Source organism: Sphingomonas sp. IBVSS2 (assembly GCF_002127225.1).
Classification (GTDB): Bacteria; Pseudomonadota; Alphaproteobacteria; order Sphingomonadales; family Sphingomonadaceae; genus Sphingomonas.
The window spans coordinates 176707-202804 of the sequence record NZ_NFUR01000006.1 but is presented as its reverse complement, the minus strand read 5'-3'; the positions used below and the strand labels follow the sequence as shown (position 1 = coordinate 202804).

General features: G+C 67.6%; 27 protein-coding genes and 1 tRNA gene. 12 read left to right on the top strand and 16 right to left on the bottom strand.

Translation table 11 applies throughout. The features are described 5' to 3' along the window. Positions 1-358 precede the first annotated feature (358 nt). The 5 genes from CAP40_RS18250 to CAP40_RS18230 form a co-directional block, all read right to left on the bottom strand. Positions 359-742, bottom strand: coding sequence for a VOC family protein (locus CAP40_RS18250; protein WP_086130977.1), 384 nt, complete (start codon positions 740-742; stop codon positions 359-361). A 16-nt stretch (positions 743-758) separates the two neighbouring features. Further along, a complete protein-coding gene (locus CAP40_RS18245) occupies positions 759-3509 on the bottom strand; it encodes a [protein-PII] uridylyltransferase (protein WP_086130995.1) in 2751 nt (916 codons plus the stop codon). Positions 3510-3589: 80 nt separating this feature from the next. Then, positions 3590-4399: a ferredoxin--NADP reductase gene (locus CAP40_RS18240; RefSeq protein ID WP_086130994.1), complete on the bottom strand. Its 810-nt coding sequence runs from the start codon at positions 4397-4399 to the stop codon at positions 3590-3592. 31 nt (positions 4400-4430) lie between these two features. Beyond that, positions 4431-4829, bottom strand: a complete 399-nt coding sequence (locus CAP40_RS18235) for a hypothetical protein (protein WP_086130976.1) — start codon at positions 4827-4829, stop codon at positions 4431-4433. Between the two features lie 83 nt (positions 4830-4912). Next, a complete protein-coding gene (locus CAP40_RS18230; RefSeq protein ID WP_086130975.1) occupies positions 4913-5347 on the bottom strand; it encodes a DUF1003 domain-containing protein in 435 nt (144 codons plus the stop codon). A gap of 451 nt (positions 5348-5798) precedes the next feature. Here CAP40_RS18230 and CAP40_RS18225 point away from each other — a divergent pair, with 451 nt between their 5' ends. The 4 genes from CAP40_RS18225 (at position 5799) to CAP40_RS18215 (ending at position 7790) form a co-directional block, all read left to right on the top strand. Then, positions 5799-6314, top strand: a complete 516-nt coding sequence (locus CAP40_RS18225; protein WP_086130974.1) for a helix-turn-helix transcriptional regulator — start codon at positions 5799-5801, stop codon at positions 6312-6314. A gap of 65 nt (positions 6315-6379) precedes the next feature. Next, positions 6380-6736: a hypothetical protein gene (locus tag CAP40_RS18220; protein ID WP_086130973.1), complete on the top strand. Its 357-nt coding sequence runs from the start codon at positions 6380-6382 to the stop codon at positions 6734-6736. 41 nt (positions 6737-6777) lie between these two features. After that, positions 6778-7266 (top strand): hypothetical protein, encoded by a 489-nt coding sequence (locus CAP40_RS20600; RefSeq protein ID WP_179188358.1) that lies wholly within the window; start codon positions 6778-6780, stop codon positions 7264-7266. Beyond that, entirely contained in the window at positions 7206-7790 is a 585-nt protein-coding gene (locus CAP40_RS18215) for a RadC family protein (protein ID WP_179188357.1), read from the top strand. Before CAP40_RS20600 ends, CAP40_RS18215 begins: the two co-directional genes overlap by 61 nt. On the opposite strand, the gene CAP40_RS18210 is transcribed toward CAP40_RS18215, so the two are convergent. From CAP40_RS18210 to CAP40_RS18195, 4 genes are all read right to left on the bottom strand, one after another. Then, positions 7737-7955: a hypothetical protein gene (locus CAP40_RS18210; RefSeq protein ID WP_086130971.1), complete on the bottom strand. Its 219-nt coding sequence runs from the start codon at positions 7953-7955 to the stop codon at positions 7737-7739. The two genes, CAP40_RS18215 and CAP40_RS18210, sit on opposite strands and share 54 nt — an antisense overlap. 78 nt (positions 7956-8033) lie before the next feature. Then, entirely contained in the window at positions 8034-8588 is a 555-nt protein-coding gene (grpE, locus tag CAP40_RS18205) for a nucleotide exchange factor GrpE (RefSeq protein ID WP_086130970.1), read from the bottom strand. A gap of 10 nt (positions 8589-8598) precedes the next feature. Beyond that, complete coding sequence (hrcA, locus tag CAP40_RS18200) at positions 8599-9639, bottom strand: heat-inducible transcriptional repressor HrcA (protein ID WP_086130969.1); 1041 nt, start codon at positions 9637-9639, stop codon at positions 8599-8601. Positions 9640-9671: 32 nt separating this feature from the next. Then, entirely contained in the window at positions 9672-10175 is a 504-nt protein-coding gene (locus CAP40_RS18195) for a DUF6438 domain-containing protein (protein ID WP_086130968.1), read from the bottom strand. Between the two features lie 93 nt (positions 10176-10268). Here CAP40_RS18195 and rph point away from each other — a divergent pair, with 93 nt between their 5' ends. The 3 genes from rph to CAP40_RS20595 all read left to right on the top strand — a co-directional run bounded on the left by rph (position 10269) and on the right by CAP40_RS20595 (position 11904). After that, entirely contained in the window at positions 10269-10982 is a 714-nt protein-coding gene (rph, locus tag CAP40_RS18190; RefSeq protein ID WP_086130967.1) for a ribonuclease PH, read from the top strand. Continuing rightward, positions 10979-11635: an RdgB/HAM1 family non-canonical purine NTP pyrophosphatase gene (gene rdgB, locus CAP40_RS18185; RefSeq protein ID WP_086130966.1), complete on the top strand. Its 657-nt coding sequence runs from the start codon at positions 10979-10981 to the stop codon at positions 11633-11635. Before rph ends, rdgB begins: the two co-directional genes overlap by 4 nt. 92 nt (positions 11636-11727) lie before the next feature. After that, entirely contained in the window at positions 11728-11904 is a 177-nt protein-coding gene (locus CAP40_RS20595; RefSeq protein ID WP_179188356.1) for a hypothetical protein, read from the top strand. 78 nt (positions 11905-11982) lie between these two features. Here CAP40_RS20595 and CAP40_RS18175 read toward each other — a convergent pair. Further along, positions 11983-12068: transfer RNA gene (locus tag CAP40_RS18175), tRNA-Tyr, on the bottom strand. Between the two features lie 125 nt (positions 12069-12193). On the opposite strand from CAP40_RS18175, the gene CAP40_RS18170 reads away from it, so the two are divergent. After that, complete coding sequence (locus tag CAP40_RS18170) at positions 12194-13819, top strand: M20/M25/M40 family metallo-hydrolase (protein ID WP_086130964.1); 1626 nt, start codon at positions 12194-12196, stop codon at positions 13817-13819. Further along, on the top strand, positions 13819-14565 hold the full coding sequence (gene rlmB, locus CAP40_RS18165) for a 23S rRNA (guanosine(2251)-2'-O)-methyltransferase RlmB (protein ID WP_086130963.1): 747 nt from the start codon (positions 13819-13821) through the stop codon (positions 14563-14565). The genes CAP40_RS18170 and rlmB overlap by 1 nt, the downstream gene beginning before the upstream one ends. Before the next feature lie 34 nt (positions 14566-14599). On the opposite strand, the gene CAP40_RS18160 is transcribed toward rlmB, so the two are convergent. Continuing rightward, the gene (locus CAP40_RS18160; RefSeq protein WP_086130962.1) at positions 14600-14917 is read right to left on the bottom strand and encodes a 2Fe-2S iron-sulfur cluster-binding protein; all 318 of its coding nucleotides are present in this window, start codon (positions 14915-14917) and stop codon (positions 14600-14602) included. Positions 14918-14980: 63 nt separating this feature from the next. Here CAP40_RS18160 and CAP40_RS18155 point away from each other — a divergent pair, with 63 nt between their 5' ends. Next, on the top strand, positions 14981-15604 hold the full coding sequence (locus CAP40_RS18155) for a DNA-3-methyladenine glycosylase (protein ID WP_086130961.1): 624 nt from the start codon (positions 14981-14983) through the stop codon (positions 15602-15604). Between the two features lie 27 nt (positions 15605-15631). Continuing rightward, entirely contained in the window at positions 15632-16000 is a 369-nt protein-coding gene (locus tag CAP40_RS18150) for a pentapeptide repeat-containing protein (RefSeq protein WP_086130960.1), read from the top strand. Between the two features lie 18 nt (positions 16001-16018). On the opposite strand, the gene CAP40_RS18145 is transcribed toward CAP40_RS18150, so the two are convergent. Further along, complete coding sequence (locus tag CAP40_RS18145; RefSeq protein ID WP_086130959.1) at positions 16019-16906, bottom strand: ROK family protein; 888 nt, start codon at positions 16904-16906, stop codon at positions 16019-16021. 130 nt (positions 16907-17036) lie between these two features. Further along, positions 17037-20180 carry a TonB-dependent receptor gene (locus CAP40_RS18140; protein WP_086130958.1) on the bottom strand — a complete coding sequence of 1048 codons (3144 nt, stop codon included), beginning with the start codon at positions 20178-20180 and terminating at the stop codon, positions 17037-17039. 313 nt (positions 20181-20493) lie between these two features. Between CAP40_RS18140 and CAP40_RS18135 the strand changes: the two genes are divergently transcribed. Further along, the gene (locus tag CAP40_RS18135; RefSeq protein WP_086130957.1) at positions 20494-21525 is read left to right on the top strand and encodes an aldo/keto reductase; all 1032 of its coding nucleotides are present in this window, start codon (positions 20494-20496) and stop codon (positions 21523-21525) included. A 3-nt stretch (positions 21526-21528) separates the two neighbouring features. Here the strand turns inward: CAP40_RS18135 and CAP40_RS18130 are convergent, their stop codons facing one another. The 3 genes from CAP40_RS18130 to CAP40_RS20590 are packed head-to-tail and all read right to left on the bottom strand — an operon-like array spanning position 21529 to position 25963. After that, positions 21529-22764, bottom strand: coding sequence for a cytochrome P450 (locus tag CAP40_RS18130; RefSeq protein ID WP_086130956.1), 1236 nt, complete (start codon positions 22762-22764; stop codon positions 21529-21531). Further along, on the bottom strand, positions 22761-24347 hold the full coding sequence (locus CAP40_RS18125; RefSeq protein ID WP_144034427.1) for a hypothetical protein: 1587 nt from the start codon (positions 24345-24347) through the stop codon (positions 22761-22763). Before CAP40_RS18125 ends, CAP40_RS18130 begins: the two co-directional genes overlap by 4 nt. Then, positions 24329-25963, bottom strand: a complete 1635-nt coding sequence (locus tag CAP40_RS20590) for a hypothetical protein (RefSeq protein ID WP_179188355.1) — start codon at positions 25961-25963, stop codon at positions 24329-24331. Before CAP40_RS20590 ends, CAP40_RS18125 begins: the two co-directional genes overlap by 19 nt. Between the last annotated feature and the right edge of the window lie 135 nt (positions 25964-26098).

Here is a 26098-nt window from a genome sequence, read left to right as displayed (position 1 = left end):
AAAACTACCCCTGACCCTTTCCACGGCCGCAATACAGGGGAGGCACGCCGCAGCATCAAGTCTCGACGCGACACGCCACCAATGCCAACCAACCATCGTCGTCGAGCGCCGAGCGCCTGGGAAGAGAACGCGCCGGTCCTTCCTTCCGTCATCCCCCGGCTGCCCAATGGCAGACCGGGACAGACGCGCTTCCCGCCCAGGCCCCGCGCCTCGCTCCACTCCGTCATCCCGCCCAAATCGTCATCTCCGCCAAAGCCGGGATCTCATGCCGTAGCGCAGGACAGGAGCCGCACGAGACCCCGGCCTTCGCCTGGGTGACGGTGGGCGCTTGCCGGGGAATCACCGACCGCGCCGAAGCTCAGGCCGCGGGCGGTTCCCACAGCTCGATCGGATTGCCCTCGGGATCGTGGATGCGGGCGAAGCGGCCGGTCTCCGGCGTGTCCCACTCGTCTTTCGTGGTGATCTCCACGCCGCGCGCATTGAGCTGCTCGAGCAGGCTGTCCAGGTCGCGCACGCGGAAGGTGAGCATGCAGCTCTTGTCCGACGCGAAATAGTCCGTCGTCGCCTTGAACGGCTCGAACACCACCGGGCCGGGTTCCGGATGCCAGAACCACGGGCTGGTCTGGCCGCTCTCGTCGGTCCCGAAGCCGCCGCCCACGCCGAGCACCTCGCCGTACCAGGCCTTGAGCCCCTCGGGATCCTGCGCCCGGAAGAAGAAGCCCCCCAGTCCGATCACCGGCATTCTCGATCTCCTTCTGTCAGGCGGCCTCGGCCACCGTTCCATCGCCCGTCGCGGCCTCGAGCAGGCGGCGCTCGATCGTCTTCAACCGGCCGCCGCTCTCGATCTTATCGCCGATCAGATCGGTCAGATAGAAGGTATCGACCGCGCGCTCGCCATAGGTGGCGACATGCGCGGAATGGATCGTCACCTTCGACTGGAACAGCGCATAGGCGAGGTGGAAGAGCAGGGCCGGCCGGTCGCGCGCATTGATCTCGACCACGGTGAAGCGGTTCGAGGCATTGTTGTCGATCAGCACGTTCGGCTCGATCGCAAAGGCTTCCGCGCGGGGGCGGACGAGCGGCTTGGCCTTGAGCCGGTCCTGGAGCTTGGCGCGGTTGGCCAGCGCATCGGCGATCGTCGCCTTGATCCGGTTGAGCCGCGCCTCCTCGTCAAAGGGGCGCCCCAGCGGGTCCTGGATCAGGAAATTGTCGAGCGCCATGCCGTCGCGGGTGGTGTGGATGCGCGCATCGATGATGTTGCCGCCGGCGACATGGATCGCCCCGGCGATGCGATAGAACAGGCCGGGATGGTCGGCGGCATAGACCGTCACCAACGTCGCGCCGCGCTCGGGATAGACCTGTGCCTCGACCGAGAGCTGCGCATCGCCCGCCGCGTCGATCTGGCGGGCATTGCGCTCGAGCACGTCGGCCGGCTCGGCGATCCAGTAGCTCTCGGTCATCCGCTTCCTGAACGCGGCCATCCGCGCCTCGTCCCAGCGGAGCAGCTGGGCGAGCTCCTCCTGCTTGGCGGCGATCCGCTCGGTCCGTCCGCGCTGCTTGTGGCCGAGGCGGAGCACTTCCTCGGTGGCGTCGTACAGGTCGGCGAGCAGCTGGCGTTTCCAGCCGTTCCACACGCCCGGCCCCACTGCACGGATGTCGACGATGGTGAGCAGCAGCAGCATGCGCAGCCGTTCGGGACTCTGCACCTGGCCGGCAAAATCGAGGATCGTCTTGAAATCGCTCAGGTCGCGCTTGAAGGCGGTGGCGGACATGATCAGGTGCCAGCGCACCAGCCAGGCCACTGTCTCGGTCTCGGCCGGGCTCATCCCGAGCCGCGGGCATAGCCGCCCGGCCACGTCGGCGCCCAGGATCGAGTGGTCGCCGCCACGCCCCTTGGCGATGTCGTGCAGCAGCACCGCGACATAGAGCGCGCGGCGCTGGGCGATCTGCTTGAAGATGCTGGTGCCGAGCGGGTGGTCGTCCTTGAGCTCGCCCTTCTCGATCTGGTTGAGCAGCCCGATCGCCCGGATCGAATGCTCGTCCACCGTATAATGATGGTACATGTCGAACTGCATCTGCGCGACGACCCGGCCGAAATCGGGCACGAAGCGGCCGAACACGCCCGCCTCGTTCATCCAGCGCAGCACTGTCTCCGGATTGCGCGGCGACGTCAGCACGTCGAGGAACAGCGCATTGGCGCGGGGATCGTCGCGCACTTCGTCGACCAGCTTGGCATCGCGCGCGGCGGCGCGCATCGCCAGCGGGTGGACTTCGAGATTGTGCAGGTCGGCCAGCTGGAACAGCTCGATCAGCCGCACCGGATCTTCGCGGAAGAAATCGTCGCGCGGCAGGGCAAGGCGGCCGCGATCGAGCGTGAAGCCCTTGAGCTTGCGGGGGCGGCGCCACAAGGTCGGGAAGCCGAAGCGGCTGCCGCGGGCCGCGAACTTCTCGTCCAGATGGGCCAGGAACACGCCGGTCAGGTCGCCCACCACCTTCGCCTGGAGGAAGTAGAAGCGCATGAACCGCTCCACCTTCGACATGCCGGGCCGGTCCGCATAGCGCATCCGCTCGGCGATCTCGCGCTGGACGTCGAAGGTCAGCCGGTCCTCGGCGCGTCCGGTGATCAGATGGAGATGGCAGCGCACCGCCCAGAGGAAGTTCTCGGCCCGGCGGAACTGGCGGAACTCCAGCTTGGTGAGCAGCCCCTTCTCGACCAGCTCCGCGGGCTCGCGGACGTTATAGGCGTATTTCCCGATCCAGAAGAGCGTGTGCAGGTCGCGCAGCCCGCCCTTGCCTTCCTTGACATTGGGTTCGACGACATAGCGGCTGTCGCCCATCCGCTTGTGCCGCGCCTCGCGCTCGGCAAGCTTCTCGGCGATGAAGGTGCGCGCGGTATCGGCCTGGACCTCCGCCTTGAAGCGCGCCGCGGCCTCGTCGTAGAGCGCGGTGTCGCCCCAGACATAGCGCGCCTCGAGCAGGGCGGTGCGCACCGTCACATCGGCCTTGGACTGGCGCACCATCTCGTCGAGCGAGCGCGACGAATGGCCGACCTTCAGCTGCATGTCCCACAGCGAATAGAGCATCGATTCGATCACCTGCTCGCACCAGCCGGTGACCTTCCAGGGCGCGAGGAAGCCGATGTCGATGTCCGAATGCGGCGCCATCTCGCCGCGGCCATAGCCGCCCACCGCGATCAGCACCATGCGCTCGGCGGCGCTGGGATTGGGGTTGGGGTGCAGCCGCTCCGTGGTGAAGTCCCAGAGCAGGCGCAGGAGCTGGTCGATCAGAAAGGCGCCCGCCGCCGCGATCTCGTGCCCGCGGGAAGGATGCTCGGCGAGGCGGGCGGCGATCTCGGCCCGTCCGGCATCGAGCGCCGCCTTGAGTTCCTTCGTCCCGGCCGCGCGCAGCTTCGCCCCGTCCTTGGCCTGCAGCGCATGCAGCCGCTCGGCAACGCCGCGCCGGTCGATCAGCGCGCGGCGATTGGGGACATTGTCGAAGCGGCTGGACATGCCGCGGAGATAGAGGCTCGCGGCGCGCGCGTCATCCACTCAGTTCCTCCCCCAGGCAAGCCGGGGGAAGAATTGCAGAATCAGCCGACGAAGGCGCGCTCCAGCACGAAGCTGCCGGGGTTCGCGTTCGAGCCCTCGGTGAAGCCATGGCCCTCGAGCATGTGCGCGAAATCCTTGATCATCGCGTTCGAGCCGCAAAGCATGATGCGGTCGGTCTCGGGGTTGAGCTCGGGATGCCCCTGGACCGGTGCCTTGAACAGCCAGCCATTCTCGATGAGCTGGCCGATGCGTCCGCTGGTGCGGAACGGCTCGCGAGTCACGGTGGGTATATAATGGAACTGGAGCAGCGCCTGGTCCGCCACCAGCGGATCCCCCGCCAGCTGCGCGGTCAGTTCGTCATGATAGGCAAGGTCGCTCACCCGGCGCGTGGAATGGACGATCACCACCTGGCTGAACCGGTCATAGATGTCGGGATCGCGCGCCAGGCTCAGGAACGGCGCCAGGCCGGTGCCGGTGGCGAGCATGAAAAGCCGCTTGCCGGGCAGCAGCGCGTCGGCGACGAGCGTGCCGGTCGGCTTCTTGCCGAGATACACCTGATCGCCCGGGCGGACGAGCTGCAGGCGCGACGTGAGCGGGCCGTCCTCGACCTTGATCGACAGGAACTCGATCTCGTCCGACCAGGTCGGGCTGGCGATCGAATAGGCGCGCATCAGCGCCTTGCCGTCCACTTCGAGCCCGATCATCACGAACTCGCCCGCGCGGAAGCGGAAGCTCGCCGGGCGCTCGATCGCGAAGCTGAACAGATGCTCGTTCCAGTGCTTCACCCAGCGGACGGCGCACGTCTGAAACGCGGCGTGCTCGGGAAGGACGATCGGCGGGCGGGCATGCATGTTCACGGGGTCAGGTCTCTCTAATTTCACTTCAACGCCCGATTGCGACGGCAATCCGCGCCACCGCTACAGATAGCGGAAGGCGCGCTTCGGGCTTCACGATCTGCTCGATGATGGCATCGACGCGCGGCTGCGCGCCGGCGCGTGCTAGCGCATGCAGCGAAAGGAGCAAGGCCTCGTCGTCGCCTATTTCCGCCGCGAAAGGCGGTTTGAAGCGAAGTTGGGACAATGACTCGCGCTCGAGCAGCAGCATCGCCATGTTGAGATCGGGGAGCATGTTCGCAAGCCCCTGTCCCTGCAATACGGGTCCCAGCGCCGAGCACGGGCAGCGGCCGGCACGCACGCTCGCCACCCATTGCCGCATCGAGCAGAGCAGCAATCGGTCGATCGGCACGACCTCGGCGACGGAGCGATCCAGGAACTGGTACAAAGGCGATCCCCATGCCCCGGGGGGAATCCGGGCACGCGAATCGCCTTAGCGTTTGTTGCGAATGATTAGCAATAGCGTAGTTTTTATTCGACGCGCGAAAGCCTGGCTATCTCCGCGGTCAGCGCATCGATCTTCGCGTGCAGGCTGTCGATCTGCACCTCCGTGCGCAGATTGGTCTCATAGTCGAGCCGCGCCTCCAGCCGGTCCTTCGCCGCCTGGCGATTCTGGCTCATCATGATGATCGGGGCCTGCAGCGCCGCGAGCATCGACAGCATCAGGTTGAGGAAGATGAAGGGGAACGGATCGAAGGCATGCGCGCCGAGCAGAATCGTGTTCAGCAGCGCCCAGGCGCCGAGGAACAGGCCGAAGCCGATGATGAAGCTCCAGGAGCCGCCCACCGCGGCGACGCGATCGGCCAGCTTCTCGCCAAAGGTCAGCCGCGCGTCGAACAGCGCGTTCGGATCGCGCCCGATGCCCAGGCGGCGGAGATCCGACAGGAAACGGATGGCTGCGTTCATGTTACACCTCACTGCCGACCGGCCGCCCTTCCCGATTTCTCAGGCGGCCGGTACGCGAGGTGAGCGGATCAGCTCAGCGCGGCGGCCCTGGGCGGCACGGTCGATCGACTATGATCGTTGCTGGACATGACCCCATTCTCGGAGTTGTGGCGGTTGCGGGCGCACGACTGTGCGTCCACGGTCGAGATGGCGGCGGCGCCCCCGGATTTCAAATGAAAAAGCCGTCATGTTCGCAGGGGCCGCGCAGGCGCCGAATCCGCTCCCGGTCCCTTCCGGATGCTTAAGCAGTTGATGGGCACCCCGTCCGGGTGCGATGACGGATATGTCTGAGCAACAGGGATTGGATAGTCGCGATGCTTCGGGGATGGGGCGATCTCTTGCCGCCGGATGAAAGACTCCGGGCCTTCGGGCCGGAATCCCGGCGCGCGGTCGCGGCCATCGCGATCGCCGCATGAACGAGTTGCCGGCCGGGCTCACCGCCGAGCAGGTCGAGGTGTTGCGCCTCGTCCAGCAGAATCTTTCCTCGAAGGAGATCGCCCGCCTGCTCGGCATCTCGAAATCGGCCATCGACCAGCGGCTCGACCGTGCACGCCAGGTGCTCGGAGCTTCCTCGCGGCGCGAGGCGGCACGCATCTTCGCCGGGCTCGAGCCGGGATATGACCGAATCACACGTGACCCGGCGGCGCTTGTCTATCCGGCCCCGGCGACTGCATTTCCGTCGGCGGCGGACAGGAACGACATGCCCGTCCAGCGGGTCCAGGCGACGCGGAGCGCGTTCGACATGGATCCGGGGGTTGGACATGTCAGCCTGCGCCAGCTGTTGAAGGGGGTACGGCCACATGATCTCGGTACCGCACAGCGGTTCATCCTCACGCTGCTGGTCGCCATCGGCGTGCCGATGCTGCTCGGCGGATTGAGCATGCTGCTCTACGGCGTCGTCGCCATAGGCCGCCTCTTCCTCCGCTAGCCCTCGCCAAAACCCAATGTCGCAACAACCTGCGCCGGCCCTGCCGCGCGGGGAAAGGAAAACGCATGTCCAATCTCCCGCATCTCGACGCCATCACCATCGTGGCCAGGGCCACCATCGCCGGCGAGCAGGCCTCGGACGCCGCATTGCGCAATCTGGCGGACCTGGTGAGCGCGACCACGACGCAGGCCGAGGCGATCCAGCTTCCGCCCCATGCCACCCAATCCACGCTCGACCATCTCCGCACCGCGATGATCGCCGCCTTCGACAGCCGCCGGGCCGTGGTGATGGCCCATCAGGAACTCGGCGCGCTCGCCCAGCGGCTCGGCGCATCGCCGGAGTCGTTCGGCGACCTCTGGCCGTGCCCGCGCTTCCCGACCGGTGCCACCGAGCAGGCGCCGCGCCTGCGCGCCGCCGCCTAACGGCTTGACCGCGCCCCATGGGACGGGCAGCCGTCCGTCCCATGTGGCACGTCGCAGTCTTTCTGATCCTGCTCCTTGCGAGCGTCGGCTATGCGTTCTGGCGTCGCGGCGCGCCCGAGAGGATCGGAGCGGCAGTCGTGCTGGGAGGCACGCTCGGGTCGTTCTTCGCCGTGTCCGGCGCGCATGCGCGCTGGCTCAATCTGGAAACGGGCCTGCTGATCGTCGACGCGACGATGCTGGCCGCGATTCTGATCCTCGTCGTGCGGGCTAACCGATTATGGCCGATTCCCATGGCCGCGTTGCTGATCGTTCAGGTCGCGGGGCATTTCCTGAAGACCCTCGATCCGCACATCTATCCGTTCCTCTACTGGCTCACCAGCAGCCTGTGGAGCTATCTCGTCACGGCGATCCTGATCGTGGCGACGCGCAACCATCGCAGACGCCTGAAGAAACGGGGGCAGGACGCCTCGTGGAACGCCTCATCGCGCCGTTCCTTGGCGAGCGATCCGGCGATCTTGCGCGAACCCTGATCGCGGCGCACGGCTCGCTCGCCGCGGTGCTGAACGCGGACGAGACGCTGCTCGGCGAGGAGCTGGACGGCGACGATCGTGCCGCCGCGCTGCTCGCGGTCACGCGCGAGATCCACCTGTTCCTGCTGCGCGAACCCATCCGGGACCGCGAGATCGTCGGCAACTATGCCGACCTCGTCGCCTATCTGCGCGCGGACCTGACGTACAAGCGCACCGAGCAGGTCCGCATACTCTTTCTCAGCTCGGCCAACCGCCTGCTCCGCGACGAGATCGTCAGCGAAGGCTGTCTCGACGAAGCGCCGCTCTATGTGCGGGACATCCTGCGCCGCGCCCTTCAGGTGGGGGCCGGCGCGATCATCGTCGTCCACAATCATCCGTCAGGCGACGCGACGCCCAGCAAGGCCGATATCGACATCACCCGGCAATTGATCGACGCGGGCAGGACGCTGGGCGTCGTCGTCCACGATCACCTAGTCGTTGCCGGCAGCGGAATCGTCAGCATGCGGAATCTGGGGCTCATCTGAACCCCAGATCCAGCGATCCTGCCGGACTCGCCCCGGCGTCTGGGCAATCAGATCATGCCCGTGCTGGAGATAGGTCGCGGCAATGTCGAGCCCCGCTTCATCGCAGATCTCGATGGCCTCGGCGGCCAGGCGCAGGGCGCGGGCGCGCGCATCTTCGTTGGACATGCGGGGAAAATAGAGTCGCGCCGGCGCAGGGTAAAGGACGCGTCCCCACAATCGCTACCGTTACGGATGCATCCCCGCTCAGTCCGCCTTCTTCGCCACGCCCACCAGCGCCGGGCGGAGCAGCCGGTCGCGGATCATGTAGCCCGACTGGATCTCCTGCACGATCGTACCCGGCTCGGCATCGGCGCTCGGCACTTCCATCATCGCCTGGTGGCGATTGGGATCGAGCGCCTCGCCCAGCGCGACGATCTTCGAGATGCCGTGGCGCGCAAAGACCGAATCGAGCTCGCGGCCGGTCGCCTCCAGGCCGGTCACCAGGCCCTTGAACTTCTCGTCGTCCTTCAGCTCGGCCGGGATCGCGGCGAGCGCGCGCGAAAGATTGTCGGCCACCGACAGCACGTCGCGCGCGAAACCGGTCGCGGCATAGGTCTTGGCGTCCTGCGCCTCCTTCTCGGCGCGGCGGCGGACATTCTGCGTCTCGGCCTGGGCATACATCACCGCCGACTTCGCCTCGGCGAGCTGCGCCTCGAGTTCCGCCACGCGATCCTGCTCGGCCGCTTCGGGCGCAGCCTCCGCGGTTTCCGCGCGCAGCGTCGTGTCGTCCGTATCCGTCACCTTCGATTCTTCCGTCATATTTCCCTGTTCAGGTCAGCAATCGGGCCAATGTGGCCGCCGTGAAATCCACCATGGGGACGACTCGCGCATAGTTCAACCGCGTCGGCCCGATCACGCCCACCACGCCGACCACGCGCCCGTCCAGCGCACGCACCGGCTTGGCGATCACCGACGAGCCCGACAAGGCGAACAGCTTGTTCTCCGATCCGATGAAGATGCGCGTCGCTTCGCCTTCCCGGGCCGAATCGAGCAGCCGGGCGATCTCCTCCTGCCCTTCGAGCTCGTCGAGCAGCCGGCTGACCTTGTCGAGATCCTCCGTCGCGGCGGTATCGATCAGCCGTGCCTGGCCGCGCACGATCAGCACCGGCCGGCGGCCGCCATCCTCGCTCCACACCGCCAGCCCGCGGGCCACCAGCGCGGCGGCGGCACTGTCGAGCGCCGCGCGCTGCTGGCCGAGCTCGCGCTCCACCCTGGCCCGCGCCTGGCTGAGCGTGAGCCCACCAAAGGTGCCGGTGAGGTAGTTTGCCGCGCGCTGCAGTGCCGCCGGGTCCATACCGGGCAGCTCGACCACCCGGTTCTCGACCGAGCCGTCCTCGCCCACCAGCACCGCCAGCGCGCGGTCGCGGCTGAGCGGCACGAACCCGAACTGGCGGAGCACCGGCTCGGCCTTGGGCACCAGTACCAGCCCCGCACATGCCGACAGGCCGGAGAGTGCGGCGGTGGTGTTGGCCAGCGCCTCCTCCACCGGGCCATGCTCGGCGGCGTTGCGCTCGATCGCCGCGCGCTCCTCGATCGAAGGCTCACTCGCCTGCATCATGCCGTCGACGAACAGGCGCAGGCCCGTCTCGGTCGGCATGCGGCCGGCGCTGGTGTGCGGCGCGGCCAGCAGCCCCAGCTCCTCCAGGTCCTGCATCACGTTGCGGATCGAGGCGGGCGAGAGGTTGAGCCCGGAGATCTGGGCGATCGTCCGCGATCCCACCGGCGCGCCGGTGTCGAGATAGGACTCGACCACCATGCGGAACACGTCGCGGGCGCGGTCGGTCAGTTCGCGGATCGGCGGGGTGATCATGCCTTTGATCTAGGGGCAGCCGCCCCTCGGCTTCAAGGCCGCTCGCCGATCAGCGCCTGGATCGGCAATGCCTCCACGGCATCGCCCAGCGCCTGGCCGAGCGCCCGGTTCTTCTCCGCGAGGCAGCCATAATAGAAATAGAGCCCCTGGCTGTCGCCGATCGCACGGGTCCAGGTGACGTCGACGCTGGGCATGTCGGTTGCCGCCGGCTCGCAATTCTTCTCGCCCGGCGCGTAGCGGACCTGGCCGCTCGCCGGCCGGTACGGCGCCAGCTTGGCGGCAAAGGCGTCATATTGCGCGGGGCTGAGCTTGAACGCCCTCTCGCCGGTCACTGCCGTGAACCGCTTGCCCTCGAACATGCCGGTGCCATCGGGGCGCACGGTGACGGCGTAGATCGGGCAGCGGCCGAAACAGGCGCCGGTCTCGTAGCGGATCGAATCGCCTTCGATCGGCACCGGCCTGCCCGGCCCGCCGCTCGGCTCGACGCAGCCCGCCAGTGCCAGCGTGCCGAATCCCATGATCAAGAGCCTGCGCATTCCCCTGTTCCTCCACGGATCACCCGCCAAGACTGGCGCGTTCCCACCGTTACGTCTACGTGCCGCTGCGAACCTTGCAGGAGACTGAAGCAGATGCGCCCTTCCGGCCGCGCCCCCGACGAGATGCGTACGATCACGATCGAGCCCCATTTCACGCGCCATGCCGAGGGTTCGGTGCTGATCAGCTTCGGCGACACCCGCGTGCTCGTCACCGCCAGCGTCGAGGAACGGCTGCCGCCCTGGCTGAAGGGCAAGGGCGAGGGCTGGGTCACCGCCGAATATGGCATGCTCCCCCGCGCCACCCATACGCGCGGCCAGCGCGAGGCGGCCAAGGGCAAGCAGTCCGGCCGCACGCAGGAGATCCAGCGCCTGATCGGCCGCAGCCTTCGCGCCGTGACCGATCTCAAGCTGCTCGGCGAGCGCCAGATCACGCTCGACTGCGACGTGATCCAGGCGGACGGCGGCACCCGCACCGCGGCGATCTCGGGCGCCTTCGTCGCGCTGCGCATCGCAGTGAACAAGCTGATGGCGGCAGGGCTGATCAAGGAAGACCCGATCACCGCGCAGGTCGCGGCGGTCTCCTGCGGCATCTACAAGGGCATTCCGGTGCTCGACCTCGATTATGACGAGGACAGCGCCGCCGACGCCGACGCCAATTTCGTCCTGCTCTCCAACGGCAACATCGCCGAGGCGCAGGCGACTGCCGAAGGCGCGACCTATGACGAGGAAGGGCTGCTTCGCCTGCTCCGCCTCGCGCGGATCGGCTGCAACCGGATCTTCGACGCACAGCTGAAGGCAATCGGATGACCAGCGAGAGCGAAGTTCCCAAGGACATCGGCCCCCAGGCGATCCGCAAGCTGAAGCCGGGCAGGCTGGTGATCGCCAGCCACAATGCCGGCAAGGTGCGCGAGATTCGCGAGTTGCTCGGCCCCTATGGGGTCGAACCGGTCTCCGCGGCCGAGCTGGACCTGCCCGAGCCCGAGGAGACGGGCACCACCTTCGTCGCCAATGCCGAGTTGAAGGCGCTGCAGGCGGCGGACCTTTCCGGCCTGCCCGCGCTCGCCGACGATTCGGGGCTGTGCGTCGAGGCGCTGAACAACGAGCCCGGCATCTTCTCCGCGCGCTGGGCGGGGGAGAGCAAGGACTTCGGCTTCGCGATGCGGCGGGTGGAAGATCGGCTAGCGGCGTTGCCGCCCGAGACCAGCCGTGACGCGCATTTCGTCTGCGCCCTCGCCCTCGCCTGGCCCGATGGGCATGTCGAATGGTTCGAGGGCCGGGTCGACGGCACGCTCGTCTGGCCGCCGCGCGGCGGCCAGGGCTTCGGCTATGATCCGATGTTCGTGCCCGCCGGCCATGCGCAGAGCTTCGGCGAGATGGAGCCTTCGGCCAAGCATGCGATGAGCCACCGCGCCGACGCCTTCCGCCAGCTCGTTGCCGCGGTGCTCGACCAGGAAAGGTGATTCGCGCCGCGTTAAGGATTTATTTCCCGCAACCTCGAACCCAAAGTTAAGTTATGACCCCTGCAATCAGAGCCAAGCGAGGGGTCGCAGAAATGGGTTCGTTCCGCCAGCTGGCGACGATGATACGACACGTCCACGAGACGCATATCCACGGCATCGCCGAAGAGGATGCGGAGGGGATCACGCTCGAGCAAGGCGGGGCCGGTGCCGACCAGCGCGGATTTGCGGAGGATGCGCAGGTCGCCGAAACGGAGAAGGTGCAAGCCTGACTGCCCTGGGAGCCCGGTCTCCCGGGCCCTTTCCCTGTTCTGCGGAGAACCCCGGGGCTGAGCCTCGCCGGGGGGCGGTGGTGGACAGGGCTGGATTCGAACCAGCGTACGCTTGCACGGGCAGATTTACAGTCTGCTGCCTTTAACCACTCGGCCACCTGTCCATGGCGCCGTTCGGCGAGAGGGGGCCCATTGCCGAAGCCCTGCGCCCCTGTCAACGCCTTGCGCGCAACCTTTGTGCGGCATAGCGTCCGCCGCTTCCATGCAGAGACTTCATTGGGGGGCACCCATGCGCCGACTTTCCTTCGCCATCGCCACGCTGCTCGCGGCCACCGCCACGGTGCCGCTCGCCATCGCCAAGGGCCCGGACGGCCCCAGCGCGCCGGTCGACCAGATCGTGGACCAGGGCACCCGCCACGGCGAAGTGATGCGCATCGCCCAATATCTCACCGATGTGATCGGCGCGCGCCTCACCAATTCGCCCGGCATGCGCCAGGCCGAGGAGTGGACCCAGGCCAAGTTCCGCGAATGGGGCCTGGTCAACGTCCACAAGGAAGGCTTCGAGTTCGGCCGCGGCTGGTCCGCCAGGAACGCCAGCGTGAAGATGGTCGCCCCGCGCCCGCTCACCCTGATCGCCGCGCCGCTCGCCTGGACGCCCGGCACCAACGGCCCGATCACCGGCCAGGTGGCGCTCGCCCCGATGGCCGACGAAGCCGCGTTCGACCAGTACAAGGGCAAGCTCAAGGGCAAGATCGTGCTGATCACCGAGCCTGCGGACATCACCGACGCGACCAGCCCGGACTTCCGCCGCTATGGCGACGCCGATCTCGACAAGGCCGACACGTTCGAGCTGCCGGGCGGCCCTTCCGCCGCCACGCGCCCGCAGCGCGGCCCCGCGCGCCAGATCTTCCTCGCCAAGCGCGACGCCTTCCTGAAGGCCGAAGGCGCGATTGCCTATGCGACGATGTCGTCGCGCAACGGCAAGCTGATCCATGGCCAGAACAGCCAGTTCAGGGTCGGCGCCACGCCGCCGCTTCCCGGCTTCGAGATCGCCGCCGAGGATTATCGCCGCCTTGCCCGCCTGGCCAAGATGGGCGCGACGCCCAGCCTCGAGCTGAGCAGCGACGTCACTTATGACGACAGCGACACCAAGGCCTACAACATCATGGCCGACATTCCCGGCACCGATGCCAAGGCAGGCTATGTGATGGCCGGCGCGCATATGGACAGCTGGGCGATGGGCGACGGCGCGGCGGACAATGCCGCGGGCGTATCGATGGTGATGGAAGCCGCGCGCATCATCAAGGCTTTGAATATCAAGACGAAGCGCGCGATCCGCTTCGTGCTGTGGTCGGGCGAGGAGCAGGGCCTGCTCGGCTCGATGGCCTATATCGAGAACCACATCGCCACCCGCACGATCGACCCGACGCTGACCGGCCCCGCCCGCTATGCGGCCTGGGGCAAGTCCTACCCGATCAAGCCGGGCCCGGACCATGCCAGGCTCGCCGCCTATTTCAACCTCGACAACGGCTCGGGCAAGATCCGCGGCATCTATACCCAGGGCAACACCGCGGTGGTGCCGATCTTCCGCGACTGGCTGGCGCCGTTCAGCTCGTTCGGGGCCACCAAGGTGGCGACCGCCCTCACCGACAGCACGGATCACGTGTTCTTCGACGTGGTGGGCATCCCGGCCTTCCAGTTCATCCAGGATCCGCTCGACTATGCCTCGACGGTGCACCACACCGATGTCGACACCTTCGATCACCTGAAGCCCGAGGACATGCGCCAGGGCGCGATCATCCTCGCCGCCTTCCTGATCAACGCGGCCAACACACCCGATCCGCTGCCGCGCGTGCCGCTGGCGACCCAGCCCAAGACATTGAGCGAATTCTACCCGGCACCGGGAGCGAAGTGATGGCCAAGCGTGGACACCGGCCGAGCCAGGCATCGTCGAACCGCCCGCGTTTCTACGGGCGGCACGCGGTGCTGGCGGCGCTCGACAATCCCGAGCGCACCGTGCGCAAGATCTGGGGTACGCACGAGGCGCTGGCCGGGCTCGACATTCCCTCGACGATCCCGATCACCTTCGCCAATGCCGCCGATCTCGGCCGGCTGGTGCCCGGCGACGCGCCGCATCAGGGGCTGGTCGCCGAAGTCGATCCGCTCGAGGAGATGTGGCTGGGCGACCTGCTCGCCCAGGGCGCGGACGACAACCGCCCGCTGCTCGTGCTCGACCAGGTGACCGATCCGCACAATGTCGGCGCGATCCTGCGCTCGGCGGCGGCATTCGATGCGCTCGGCATCGTCACGCAGGACCGGCATGCCCCGTCCGAAACGGGTACGCTCGCCCGCTCGGCGGCGGGCACGCTGGAAGTGGTGCCCTGGTGCCGGGTGGTGAACCTTGCCCGCGCACTCGAAGAGATCGCCGAGGCGGGCTATTGGCGGATCGGGCTGACCGGGCACGCCAAGGGCACGCTGGCGCAGGTGATGGGCGGCCAGCAGAAGATCGCGCTGGTGCTCGGCGCCGAGGGCGAAGGCATGCGCCAGAACACCGAGGCGCATTGCGACGAGCTCGCGAAGCTGCCGATCTCGGACAAGGTCGAGAGCCTGAACGTGTCGAACGCGGCGGCGATCGCGCTCTATGCGGTGACGGTGCGGTAAATATCTCCCTCTCCCCTGCGGAGAGGGGGAAGCCTCAGTCCTCCTCGGCGATCCGCACGCGCAGCCCGTCGAGCTCGGGTCCGAACGGGATCTGGCACGACAGCCGCGACGTCGCGTCGCGGTCGCCGGCGCTGTCGAGCAGATCGTCCTCGTCCATGCTCATCTTCGGCAGTTTGGCCGCAAATTCCGGATCGACATGGACGTGGCAGGTCGCGCAGGAGCAGCAACCGCCGCACAAAGCGAGCAGCTCGTCGAAGCCGTTCTCGCGGATCACTTCCATCACGCTCAGGCCCGCTTCCCCCATGACCTCGCGCTCTTCACCACTCCTGGTCACGACGATAAGCTTGGGCATGAGATTCTCCTGTTCCGGCCCCGTCCATGCCGCCGAAAACGGCGCTTCGCAAGGCAGGCGCGCATGGGCCTGACCGCTGACCAGCTCAAGGCGTCGCTCGATGCACTGGCAAAGCGCGAGCCGCTGATCGCCGCCGCGATCGGGCGCGTGGGCTATCCCCCGCCCCGCATCCGCGACCGCGGCTACGAGACGTTGCTGCGCACGATCATCGGCCAGCAGGTGAGCGTCGCCGCGGCGCAATCCATCTGGAACAAGATGGCTGCGCAGCTGGGCGCGCTTGCCGATCCCGGCAATATCGCCCGTGCCAGCGACGAGGATCTGCGCGCCGCCGGCCTGTCGCGGCAGAAAACGGCCTATGCACGCAGCCTGGCCGAGGAGGTGACGAGCGGCCGGCTCGATTTCGCCCGCCTGCCGGAGGATGACGAGGAAGCGATCGCCCAGCTGATCCGGATCAAGGGCATCGGCCGCTGGTCCGCCGAGATCTACCTGCTTTTCGCCGAGGGGCGCCCCGACATCTGGCCTGCCGGCGACCTGGCCGTGCAGATCGAGGTCGGCCGGATCATGGGCCATGCCGAGCGGCCGAGCGAGAAGCTGACGCGGGAAATCGCCGAAGCCTGGCGCCCCCATCGCGGCGCCGCGGCGGTGCTGGCCTGGCACCATTACAATTCCGAGATGGACGTGATCTGAGTGCGAGGATGGGCTAGTTCCCTTCCCATGCATGCGGAGGACAGCATCACTTCGGCCGAACTGCTCGTACGCTACGCGCGTGGTGTTCGCGAATTCAGGAATCTGGAGGTTTCGGATGCGGACGAAACCCCGTTGGTCGACGCGGATCTGCGCGGCATCGTGATCGAAGATTGCTTCGTCACCTGCGACTTCACCGGTGCCGATCTGCGTGGCGCTCAGGTTCATGCCAACGTCAAGACCTGCATCTTCGCCAACGCGGATTTGCGCGATGCCGATTTCGCCGGCTCGGCGCTGTGCAGTACGACTTTCATCGGTGCGAAGATGGAAGGCGCAAACTTCGAAGACGCCTATTATCACGGCATCGATTTCGCCGCGGGGTATCTGCCCGAATGGTGATCGTCGGCGGGATGGGACTCAGGCGCTCGCCCCCAGCCCCACCGCGATCGCGCCCAGCGGCCCCGCCATCGTGCCCAGCCCCGGCGTGCCCAGCCGCGTCTCGATATCCTCCGCCCATTCGGCCAGCGCGCCATAGCCACCCAGGCTCTCGACCAGCCGCGCACGCAGCTTCGGGAACAGATAGGGCCGCGCGGCCGTCACCCCGCCGCCGATCGCGATGCGCTCGGGCGCGGCGGTGACGACGAGATTGTGGAGCATGCCGGCCAGGTCGTGCACGAACAGATCCCATGCCGGAGCCTCGTCGGGCAGCTGGTCGCCCGGCATGCCGAAACGCTCGGCGAGTGCCGGTCCGGCGATCAGCCCTTCCAGGCAATCGCCATGGAAGCGGCACCAGCCCGGATAGGTATCGCCCGGCGCGCGCGGCAGGCGCATATGCCCCGCCTCGCCATGCGCCCAGCCCATCACCGGCCTGCCGCCCGTCACCAGGCCCACGCCCACGCCGGTGCCGATGGTGATATAGGCGTGCGCGGCCATGCCCTGGGCGGCGCCCCAGCGGCCCTCGGCGAGCGCGGCGCCTTCCACATCGGTCTGGAAGCCGATCGGCTTGCCGTAGCGCGCCTTCAAGCGGCCGATCAGGTCGGTGCCGCTCCATCCGGGCTTGGTCGTCGCGGTGATCGTGCCATAGTCGCCACGCGCCGGATCGAGCCCCAGCGGCCCGAAGCTCGCCACGCCGATCGCGTCGCAGGTCCAGCGATCGAGCACCCCCTCGATCGCCGCCAGCGTCGCCCGCGGATCGGTGGTGGGCACGGTCACCCGGTCGCGCACATCGTCCGGCCCGGTCGCCAGCAGCGCCACGCATTTTGTGCCGCCAAGCTCGATGCCCGCGATCAGTTTCGCCTCAGTCATGGGGCCCGTTAACGCGGTTCGGCGCGACAAAAAAGGGGCCGCCCGCAGGCGACCCGACTCCCTTGGGGGATTGGCCCGGCAGTGGCGGCCGGTGCAAGGCAGGCCGCCACTCCCCCTTTGCAGTGAAGCCCTAGAACCGGCCCCGCAGCCCGATCATGACCTGGCGGCCCGGATCGTAGAGCGTGAAGGCGGCATTGTTGAACTGGAAGTAGCTGCGCTGCTTCGACTTGGTGAGGTTGATCACGTCGAGCGTCAGCTCCGGCGCCCATTTCAGGTCGAGCACCTTGGCGAAGTCGACGCTCGCCGACATGTCGAACTGCTGATAGTCGTTCGAATAGAGCCGGGCGAGCGCGATGCCGTTCTGGTTCGCATCGGACGAGACCGAACCGCGCTGGAAGGTGGTCGACAGGCGGATGTTGATGCCGCCCTGCTCGTAATAGCCGGTGATGTTGTAGGTCACCGGCGACACGCCCACCGCGACCGCCGGGGCGGCGCCCGAGCCGGTCTGGTCGATCAGCGTCAGGTTGGCGTTGAACCCGAAGCCGTTCAGCCCGATCCTGCCCAGCAGGAAGTCGAGCGGCTGCACCCAGTTCACTTCGAGGCCGTTGACCTTGAGCGTGCCGGTCGCGTTCACTTGCTGGTTGAGCACCACGGTGGCGCCGGTCGGGCCGCCGCGCGAATTGATCGCGGCCTGCTGGGTGGGGGTCAGCGTGTCGAAGGTGACGCCGTACGCGCCCAGTGCCGAGAAGGGCACCGTTACCGTGCCGGTGGTGGTGAAGCCGGTCACTGCCTTGCGGAAGGCCGTGAAGCCGACATAGCCTTCCTTGCCGGTATAATATTCGAAGCCCAGGTCGATATTGGTCGAGAGATAGGGCTGGAGCGACGGATTGCCGACCGAGCCGACATCGGCCGAGGGGCTGGAGAAGTTGAGGCCCGGCAACATCGTGTTCGGGTTGGGCCGGGTCATCGTCCGCGATGCCGCGGCGCGGACCACGGCGGCGTCGCCGATGTGGAAGGCACCGCTCACCGAGGGCAGCCAGTTCGTGTAGCGCGTATCCGTGTAGACGAAGTTCGTGATGTTCGGATAGCAGCTGCCGTCGCGCGGATTGCCCGTGCCGGGGCACGCGGCCGGCAGCGGACCGGGGCCGTCCGGGTCCTGCGAATTGCGCGGATCCGAGATCGAGACGCGGCCGCCGATCGTCTGATCGGTATGCACGTAGCGGACGCCGGCATTGTAGTTGAGGTGATTGTCGCCCAGCTGCAGGTCGCCATTCACTTCGGCATAGGCGCCGATCACCTTCTCGCGGACATAGCCGCCGCTGGCGCCCGTGTTCGACGAGCCCGCCTCGGGCGCGGCATTGTGGAAGGCGTCATAGTTGGACGCCGCCTTGAACGCGTTCCAGTCCACGGTGACGAAGCCCGCCGATGTCGGGCGCAGCAGCCCGGCGAGCTGCGCATTCGAGATCAGCGAGCCGCCATAGGTCACCCCGCCGCTCGCGCCGGAGGAATAGCCGGTGCCATAGGCCGGATAGCTGGGATAGCCCGCCGGCGCCGCGCCGGGCTGGACCAGGCCGTTGCACGGCGGCTGGGTGTTGGGCGAGGGCAGGAACACGCTCGGGCGATTGCCGCACACCGCATTCTGCCAGGCCTGGCTGTTGTCATAGGCGTTGATGCGCCGCGACGTGTCGTCATAGGCGGCGCCGACCTTGAGGTTGAACGCATTGTCGCCCCAGGTCAGATTGCCGCGAACGCCCTTGGTCTCGGTCTGGCGCTTCTCGTCCTGGATGTTCACGCGCCCGCCCGGCCAGGCGAAGTTGGCGGGATTGTTCAGGTCGATGTTCGTCGTGATCGACGGCACGTCGCCGCCGCTATTGTCATAATTCACCACCACGCCCGCATTGGGCGCGGTGAGCACCACGACGCTCGGCGATTCGCGGTGGAAGCTGGACCAGGTGTAGTTCGCCGCGACGTCGAGCTTCAGTTTGTCGGCGATCTCCCAGTCGAAGCCGGGGTTGACGCCCCAGAACTTGGTCTTCTCGATGAAGGGGCGATATTCGAGGAACCACTGCGCATTGGCATAGGTGCCCTTGGTGACCACGCAGCCCTGGGTACAGTCCGAACGGTCATATTGGGTGTTGATCGGGATCGCCGCGCCGTTGCGGCCCACCCAGTTCATGTCGACGCGCTCGAGCTGGTTGTCCTTCCAGCCGAACATGCCGTCGACATAGGCGTGGAACCGGTCGCCCTTATATTCCAGGCTGGCGATCGCGTTGATCCGGTCCTTGGTGCCTTCCTCGAACATCGGGCGGCCCAGGCGCGGGATGATGCCGTTGTCGATCTGCGAGATCGACGCCCCCGGATTGCGCGCGAGCAGGAACGCCTGGTCGATCGTGGTGCCGGTGACCAGGCCCGCTCCCGAATTGGCGGGCACCGTCCCCGGAATCGTCCAGTTGCCGCCGCCGGTGGGATTGCAGCCGCTGGTCGCGCCGCACTGGGCGGCGGACAGGTTCGGGTTGGTCCAGCCGATCGTCTCGAAGCCGGTGGTGCGCACCTTGTTGTGCACGCCGGCAACGCCGAGCAGAATGCCGAAATCGCCCATCGTGGTGCTGCCGAGCAGCGAGCCGCGATAGCCCCAATCCTTCGAATTGGTGTTCTTGGTCAGCTGTGCGCCATAAGTGACGCGCGTGCCCGACCGATCGAACGGCCGCGCGCTGCGCATGTTGACCGTGCCGGCGGCGCCGCCTTCGACCTGGTCGGCGATGCCGCTCTTGTTCACCGTCAGCGACGTGAACAGCTCGGTCGGGAACATGTCGAGATCTACTTCGCGATTGGTGTTCTGCGAGTCGGTGCGGCCCGTCGAAGCGACGGCCACCGGCGCGCCGTTCAGCAGCACGCGCGTGAAGTTGGTGCCAAGGCCACGGATCGTGACGTTGAGGCCCTCGCCCGTCACTTCGCGCGCGATGGTCACGCCCGGAATGCGGTTGAAGCTCTCGGCGATGTTGGTGTCGGGGAATTTGCCGATGTCCTCGGCGAAGATCGAGTCGGTGAAACCCACCGAGTTCTTCTTCGCATTGGTCGAGCTCTGCAGCGACGCACGATATCCGGTGACGACGATCGACTGCTCCGCTTCCGGGACGCTCTGGTCCTGGGCGGCGGCGGGCGTGTCGCCGGACTGGGTCTGGGCGAGCGCGGGCCAGGCCGTGCCGGCGAGCAGCGCGGCGCCGATCACTCCCAGACGGCGCGCAGTGAAACGAGGCGCAACTCGAGCGTGCATATTCCCCTCCTGTGAAGGCCTCTTCCCGGGCCATTGAGCCAATCGCGCGGATCGCGATGTTAGCGGTCACATTTGGCTATGCCGCGCCTGTCATGCTGTCAACTCATACATTTGTATCGCGTTAGTTTGACGCAGGAACAATCACTTATCGGATCGCGACGGGAGAATTGCCGCATCGCACCATATTGTATGAGTATAGTGACACCGTTGCCAGCGCCCGACTCAGGTCGATTTTAGCCGCACCGGGCCATTGCGGAGCCGCCGCCCGGACCACATCTGCGGGCCCTCTCCCTTTCGCTCCCAGGGGTATTCCATGCGCTACAACCAGCTCGGCCGCTCGGGCCTGATCGTCTCGGAACTCTGCCTCGGCACCATGACCTTCGGCGGCGATGAAGGCATCTGGGGCCGGATCGGCCAGCTTCGTCAGGAAGAGGCCGACGGGCTGGTCAAGGCGGCGTTGGATGCCGGCATCAATTTCTTCGACACCGCGAACATCTATGCCGAGGGCCGCTCGGAACGGATCCTGGGCCAGGCGCTCAGGAACCTGGGCGTCGCACGCGACGAACTGGTGGTCGCCACCAAGGTGGTCGGCCGCATGCACGAGGGCCCCAACGGCGCCGGCGCTTCGCGCGGCCACATCCTGGCCCAGGTCGAGAAGAGCCTCGAACGGCTCGGTACCGGCCATATCGACCTCTACCAGATCCACGGCTTCGACGCGGCGACGCCGATCGAGGAGACGCTCTACGCGCTCGACAGCCTGGTGCGGCGCGGAACGGTGCGGTACATCGGCCTCTCCAACTGGGCGGCGTGGCAAGTGATGAAGGCGGTCGGCATCGCGGCGGCCCGGGACTATGCCCCGATCGCCTCGCTCCAGGCCTATTACACGATCGCCGGGCGCGACCTGGAACGCGAAGTGATCCCGATGCTCGGATCCGAAGGCGTGGGCCTGATGGTGTGGAGCCCGCTCGCCGGCGGCTTCCTTTCCGGCAAGTACACGCGCGAGGGCGACGGCGAAGGCCGCCGCGCCGGCTTCGACTTCCCGCCGGTGGACAAGGCCCGCGGCTATGACGTCATCGACGTGCTGCGCGAGCTGGCCGTGGCCAAGGGCCGCTCGGTCGCCCAGCTGGCGCTGGCCTGGCTGCTGCATCAACCTGCGGTCTCGAGCGTGATCGTCGGCGCCAAGCGGCCCGAGCAACTGGCCGACAATCTCGCCGCGGTGGACGTCACCTTCACCGCCGAGGAACTCGCCCGGCTCGATGCGGTGAGCAAGCTGCCGGCGGAATATCCCGGCTGGATGCTCGAGCGCCAGCGCGACTATCGCGGCGGCCCGTCGCCGCGGCGCTGACGCTCAGTCGAACACCAGGGTCAGCGCCTCGGCGAACGGTCCATTCTTGGCGAGGCGCCCCGCTTTGCCCGGCGCCCTCCGCAGATTCGGACGCTTCAACAACGGCTTGAGCATGAGGTGCAGCGTCGCGCGATTGATGTGGCGGCCGAAGCACTGGTGCAGATCATAGCCGAAGTGAATGTAGTCGCTCGCCGGGCGATGCGGATCGAAACGGGCGGGATCGGCCAGCCGGCGCGGATCCATCATCGCCGAGGCGAAGGCGGCGAGCACCGTGTCGCCCGCCTTCACCACGGCCGCATGCGCAGTGCCGCGCGCGATCACGCCATCGGCCAGCACGATGCGCGGCAGCCCCGGCGCGAGCGGATCGAAGCGCATCGCCTCCTGGACATAGCCCCAGAGCAAGTCGTCGTCCCCTGAGCGTGCTGCCGCCTGCGCCCCGGCCAGTGCCTTCGGCCGGCGCAGCAGCTGCTCCATCGCCTGCGGCACGACCATCGGCGGCTGGGGCGGCCCGCCCACGATGAAGCCCATCAGGTTGGTGCGGATCTCCACATCGGAAAAGCCCGGCACGCCCCGCTTCTGCTGGGCCAGGCAGCGCGACAGCACATCGTCCTTGCCCGGCGCCGCCTTCCGCCTGGCGATCTCCCGGTCGATGTGCGCGCGCAGCGCCGGGGCAATCTGGTCGACCTCCGCGCGCAGCGCCGGATCGCCCTTGGGATCGGCGAACTGGAACTCGAACAGCCGGGTTCCCCATACCCGCAAATCGCCCCCCGCCGGATCGGGCACGCCGAAATAATCGCCCAGCACACTGAAGGTCACCCGCCGGACCAGCGTGTCCACCACTTCGATCCGCCCCGGCGCCGCCGCCACGATCGCCTCGGCCATCGCCTCCGCCTTCTGCGCCAGCCCGGGCAGGTCGCCGGGGCGCACCACGGTGCGCATCGCATCGGTGTCGCGGTGATAGAGCGGCGTGTCGGCCATGCCGAGGAAGAAGGGCTCGCCGCCCATGATCACGTCGAGCTTGGGCTTGTAAGGCGCGCCGAACACCGGATCGGTGCCGAACACTTCCTTCACATCGTCATAGCGCGACGTCAGCACCATGCCGCCGAACTTCGCCACCGGCTTCCAGCGCCGCAGGAAGGCGAAGGCGTAGGGCATCAGCGCGAACACCCGCCCCTCGATCCAGCGCGCGATCCCCTTCTTGCCGGGGCGCAGCACCTCGCGCGAAGCCAGCGCGTTCACAGCGCCCCCAGATAGTCGAGCGCCGGCATGCTCGGCAGGAAGAAATATTCCCCGCCCGCCATCTGCACGAAAGTCTCGACGTCGATGATCCGCCGCAGCGGATCCTCGGGAATCGTCATCGTGCCCTTGGGGCCGATCAGCGGATCGGTCTCGTCATAGAGCGTCGCGAAGTTCGGGTTGAGCACCCAGGTCTGCTGGACGAACTCGAACTGGCGGGTGATGTCGGTGTTGAGGCAGATGAACAGCAGCCCGCGATCGACATCGTCGGGCGTCGGCGGCACGCTGATCGTCCTGCCATATTTGCGGCCCCGGCGCAGGATGCGGTGGTTGTTCGCCGCATCGAGCAGGGTCTGCTTGTCCGCCTCGGTCGGCGCCAGGCCGTCGCGGGGATTGGCGCGGCGGACATGGCTGCCCAGCGGGCAGCCCATGCCGTGGGGATCGCGATCCCAGAAGCCGAAATCATTGTCTGCCACCGGGATCGTCCCGCCCAGCGGACAGAGCAGGTTGCCATGCGTGTCGCGCCCCACCACCCGCTCGGCGAGCCAGGTGGTGGTGACGTGCGCCGCCCCCTCGGGATCGCGCTCGCGGATGTGCCGGGCGGCGGCGCGCATCGATTCCCAAAAGGCATAGACGTCCTGCTTGAGCTCGCGCACCACCATATAGCTGCCGTTGCGCCCCAGATCGCGGAAGCCCACGCCCTTGGGATGCGGCGGCAGCCCGGCGGTGTCGCCGATCCCGTCCGCGACCACCGGCCCCTGCGCGATCTCGTTGTGCCCGTTGCGATGGCCCATCAGCACCTCGCCCAGCGGCACGCCGTTCCAATAATCCTTGGGCACGTCGCCGCCATCCCGGTAGACGACGGTGCCCGCCTCGAACGGGATCGGCTGCGAGATGCCGTCGGCGAAACCGAAATGCTCGCGGGCGATGCCCTGCGGATCGAGCCGCAGGTCGAGCGGCAGATGGTGGACCACCCGCACCTCGAACGGCGCCAGCGCGGCGCTCACCTGCTCGCACCAGCCCTCGGCCGCTTCGTCATGCTCGCAATAGAGCAGCAGCAGCGCATGGACCGTCAGCGGCGTCTTCACCCGCTGCTCGGGATTCTCCTGCCGGTCGTCAAAGGCGCGCGCCTCGTCGTCCACCGCGGCGCCGTCGAGCGGCGTGTTGCCGCTCCACCGCGGGCCGCCCGGAATCACCGTGCCCTGCCAGGCATCGCCGCGCCGGTCGCCCAGCCGGCGCAGGCGATCCTCCTGGAACATGCCTTCCTTGAACGGGCGATCGAACGAGGCGAGCGCATTGGCGTTGAGCCCCATCTTCTGGAGCCCCGACCAGGTGAAGCCCATCGCGGCCGCGCGCGGATCGGGCCTTTCGGCATCGCTCACCCGCGCCACCTTGCGCAGCGCTTCCAGCCAGGCGCCGCCGCCCTTCTTCTTCACGCCCTTCCAGCCGAGCTCGAGGAACAGCGCGCGGCCGGTGGGCAGCGCGGCGAAGCCGCTCACCACCAGGCCCTGGGTCTGCGCATTGTCCGGCGCGGCGAGATGCCAGCTCGGCGTGCGGCCGCCCTCGCTCACAGGTCGTTGATCCACGCCGCGGCCTCCTTCTCGCTGAGCTGCTTCTTCCTCAGGCCGCAGGCGATGCGGTAGTTCCGCTCCACCTGCTCCGCGGTGAGGTCCTTGTAGGCCGAATACCAGAAGCGGCTGACCGCCATCGAATGGCGCGCCCATTCCTTGAACTGGCGGCCATGGCTGGCGCCGTCCTTCACCAGGAAACGCGTCGGCGGGAAGCCCACTCCGCAGCTCCAGGCGAGCGTGAGGCCGGCATGCGCCTTCTCGATGAAGTCGTCGAGATAGCTTTCCCAGGTCTGGTCGAAGTTCGAGAAGAACATCAGCCGGCTGTTGTTGTTCACCCGCGCCCAGTGCGCGAAATGGATCGTCCGCATCGAACCGAGATAGCCCTGGCGCGTCCTGGGCAGCACGCGCAGCAGCAGGTGCAGGCCGAGATGCCCCGCGCGGATGATCACGGTCCGCAGCACGCCCGGCTTGATCAGCACCACCGAGCCCATGTGGTTCTGCGGAATCCAGTCCTCGCGCCGCGCCATCTCGCGCAGCATCCGGGGATCCACCGGCGGCGCGTCCTGCGACGCGTCGCGCCGCTCGAGCCAGCGCAGCCAGACGAGCAGGCCCGCCACCACCACCGCGACGCTGCCCGCGCTCCATCCGGCCCAGATCGCCATGTCCCGCCACGCCGACCAGAAGGGCCGGTGCGCGATCGCCGACCAGAAGGGCGCGGCGAGAAAGGCCGCGACCACGACATAGGCCGCCGCCGCGAGCGCCACCGGCCCCAGCAGCTTCTTCAGGAAGAAGCCGAGAAAGCTGAACCGCGTCGGCGTTGCCGTGCCGGGCAGCGCCTTGCCCATCCGGTAGAGCATGCCGGTGAACAGCGCGAACAGCGCCAGGCAGAGCAGCACATAATGCGGCCAGGCGAGCTGGCTCTTGAGGACCAGCCCGGGGATCGACAGCGCAAACACCAGCGCCAGCGCGAACAGGGCGAGCCGGGCATAGTCGCCGATGCCCTGCGCCAGCGGGATGCGCGCCGGCGCCTTCTGGGCCAGCCAGCCGAATTGCGGGAGCAGCGCCGCGCGCAGCCGGGCGTGGATCTCCACCGGCGTGAGCTTGCGATAGGGGCTCGGCCCGCCATCGTTGCTGTGCGCCAGCTCGGCGCGGGTGGCGAGGAACAGCTTGCCCTCGTCCAGGATGCGGTCGCGCGTCATCCCGCGATTGCCGTGGTGGAACACGGTGGGGGCAAGCGTCCGCGCCTCCAGATAGGGGGCGATCGGCGCCCGGCTGCCCGGCGCGGTCACGGCGTCGAACAGCGGGCCCGTATGATCGAGCGGGCATTTGCAGCAGCACAGGAAGCTCCGCAGATCGGGCCCGATCGCGGCTTCCAGCTGCGCCCAGAAGGGCCCGGGCGCGCCGTCGAAATTGGCCTCGATCACGAAGAGCGGGTCATAGTCGAAGCCCGGGAACACGCTGAGCGACAGGAAATGCACCGCCGGCACCGTCGTCAGGAAATCGGCGAAAGGCCCCTTGCCCCCCGACGGATCCTGGCTGCGCCGGTCGCGCAGCGCGTCGAGCAGGCCCGACAGATGGTCGAAGCTCTCGGGCTTCACTTCGAGTGCCACCGATAGCGTGGTCTGCCGCATCCGCGTCCGCCCCCTCAAACGTGCGATGTTTGTAGGCACGGCATTTCCAACAATAATAGGAAATATTCGACTTCACGCCGAAGTGGACGAAACGGTCACCAAAAGCGGCTGCATCCGCAGGGTCGAGGCCCCTTC

Excerpts from the sequence above, each read along its gene's own strand:
- CAP40_RS18250 (WP_086130977.1), bottom strand. The coding sequence starts at position 742 with ATGCCGGTGATCGGACTGGGGGGCTTCTTCTTCCGGGCGCAGGATCCC.
- CAP40_RS18245 (WP_086130995.1), bottom strand. The coding sequence starts at position 3,509 with ATGTCCAGCCGCTTCGACAATGTCCCCAATCGCCGCGCGCTGATCGAC.
- CAP40_RS18240 (WP_086130994.1), bottom strand. The coding sequence starts at position 4,399 with ATGCATGCCCGCCCGCCGATCGTCCTTCCCGAGCACGCCGCGTTTCAG.
- CAP40_RS18230 (WP_086130975.1), bottom strand. The coding sequence starts at position 5,347 with ATGAACGCAGCCATCCGTTTCCTGTCGGATCTCCGCCGCCTGGGCATC.
- CAP40_RS18225 (WP_086130974.1), top strand. The coding sequence starts at position 5,799 with ATGAACGAGTTGCCGGCCGGGCTCACCGCCGAGCAGGTCGAGGTGTTG.
- CAP40_RS18220 (WP_086130973.1), top strand. The coding sequence starts at position 6,380 with ATGTCCAATCTCCCGCATCTCGACGCCATCACCATCGTGGCCAGGGCC.
- CAP40_RS20600 (WP_179188358.1), top strand. The coding sequence starts at position 6,778 with ATGTGGCACGTCGCAGTCTTTCTGATCCTGCTCCTTGCGAGCGTCGGC.
- CAP40_RS18210 (WP_086130971.1), bottom strand. The coding sequence starts at position 7,955 with ATGTCCAACGAAGATGCGCGCGCCCGCGCCCTGCGCCTGGCCGCCGAG.
- grpE (WP_086130970.1), bottom strand. The coding sequence starts at position 8,588 with ATGACGGAAGAATCGAAGGTGACGGATACGGACGACACGACGCTGCGC.
- hrcA (WP_086130969.1), bottom strand. The coding sequence starts at position 9,639 with ATGATCACCCCGCCGATCCGCGAACTGACCGACCGCGCCCGCGACGTG.
- CAP40_RS18195 (WP_086130968.1), bottom strand. The coding sequence starts at position 10,175 with ATGCGCAGGCTCTTGATCATGGGATTCGGCACGCTGGCACTGGCGGGC.
- rph (WP_086130967.1), top strand. The coding sequence starts at position 10,269 with ATGCGCCCTTCCGGCCGCGCCCCCGACGAGATGCGTACGATCACGATC.
- rdgB (WP_086130966.1), top strand. The coding sequence starts at position 10,979 with ATGACCAGCGAGAGCGAAGTTCCCAAGGACATCGGCCCCCAGGCGATC.
- CAP40_RS20595 (WP_179188356.1), top strand. The coding sequence starts at position 11,728 with ATGGGTTCGTTCCGCCAGCTGGCGACGATGATACGACACGTCCACGAG.
- CAP40_RS18170 (WP_086130964.1), top strand. The coding sequence starts at position 12,194 with ATGCGCCGACTTTCCTTCGCCATCGCCACGCTGCTCGCGGCCACCGCC.
- rlmB (WP_086130963.1), top strand. The coding sequence starts at position 13,819 with ATGGCCAAGCGTGGACACCGGCCGAGCCAGGCATCGTCGAACCGCCCG.
- CAP40_RS18160 (WP_086130962.1), bottom strand. The coding sequence starts at position 14,917 with ATGCCCAAGCTTATCGTCGTGACCAGGAGTGGTGAAGAGCGCGAGGTC.
- CAP40_RS18155 (WP_086130961.1), top strand. The coding sequence starts at position 14,981 with ATGGGCCTGACCGCTGACCAGCTCAAGGCGTCGCTCGATGCACTGGCA.
- CAP40_RS18150 (WP_086130960.1), top strand. The coding sequence starts at position 15,632 with ATGCATGCGGAGGACAGCATCACTTCGGCCGAACTGCTCGTACGCTAC.
- CAP40_RS18145 (WP_086130959.1), bottom strand. The coding sequence starts at position 16,906 with ATGACTGAGGCGAAACTGATCGCGGGCATCGAGCTTGGCGGCACAAAA.
- CAP40_RS18140 (WP_086130958.1), bottom strand. The coding sequence starts at position 20,180 with ATGCACGCTCGAGTTGCGCCTCGTTTCACTGCGCGCCGTCTGGGAGTG.
- CAP40_RS18135 (WP_086130957.1), top strand. The coding sequence starts at position 20,494 with ATGCGCTACAACCAGCTCGGCCGCTCGGGCCTGATCGTCTCGGAACTC.
- CAP40_RS20590 (WP_179188355.1), bottom strand. The coding sequence starts at position 25,963 with ATGCGGCAGACCACGCTATCGGTGGCACTCGAAGTGAAGCCCGAGAGC.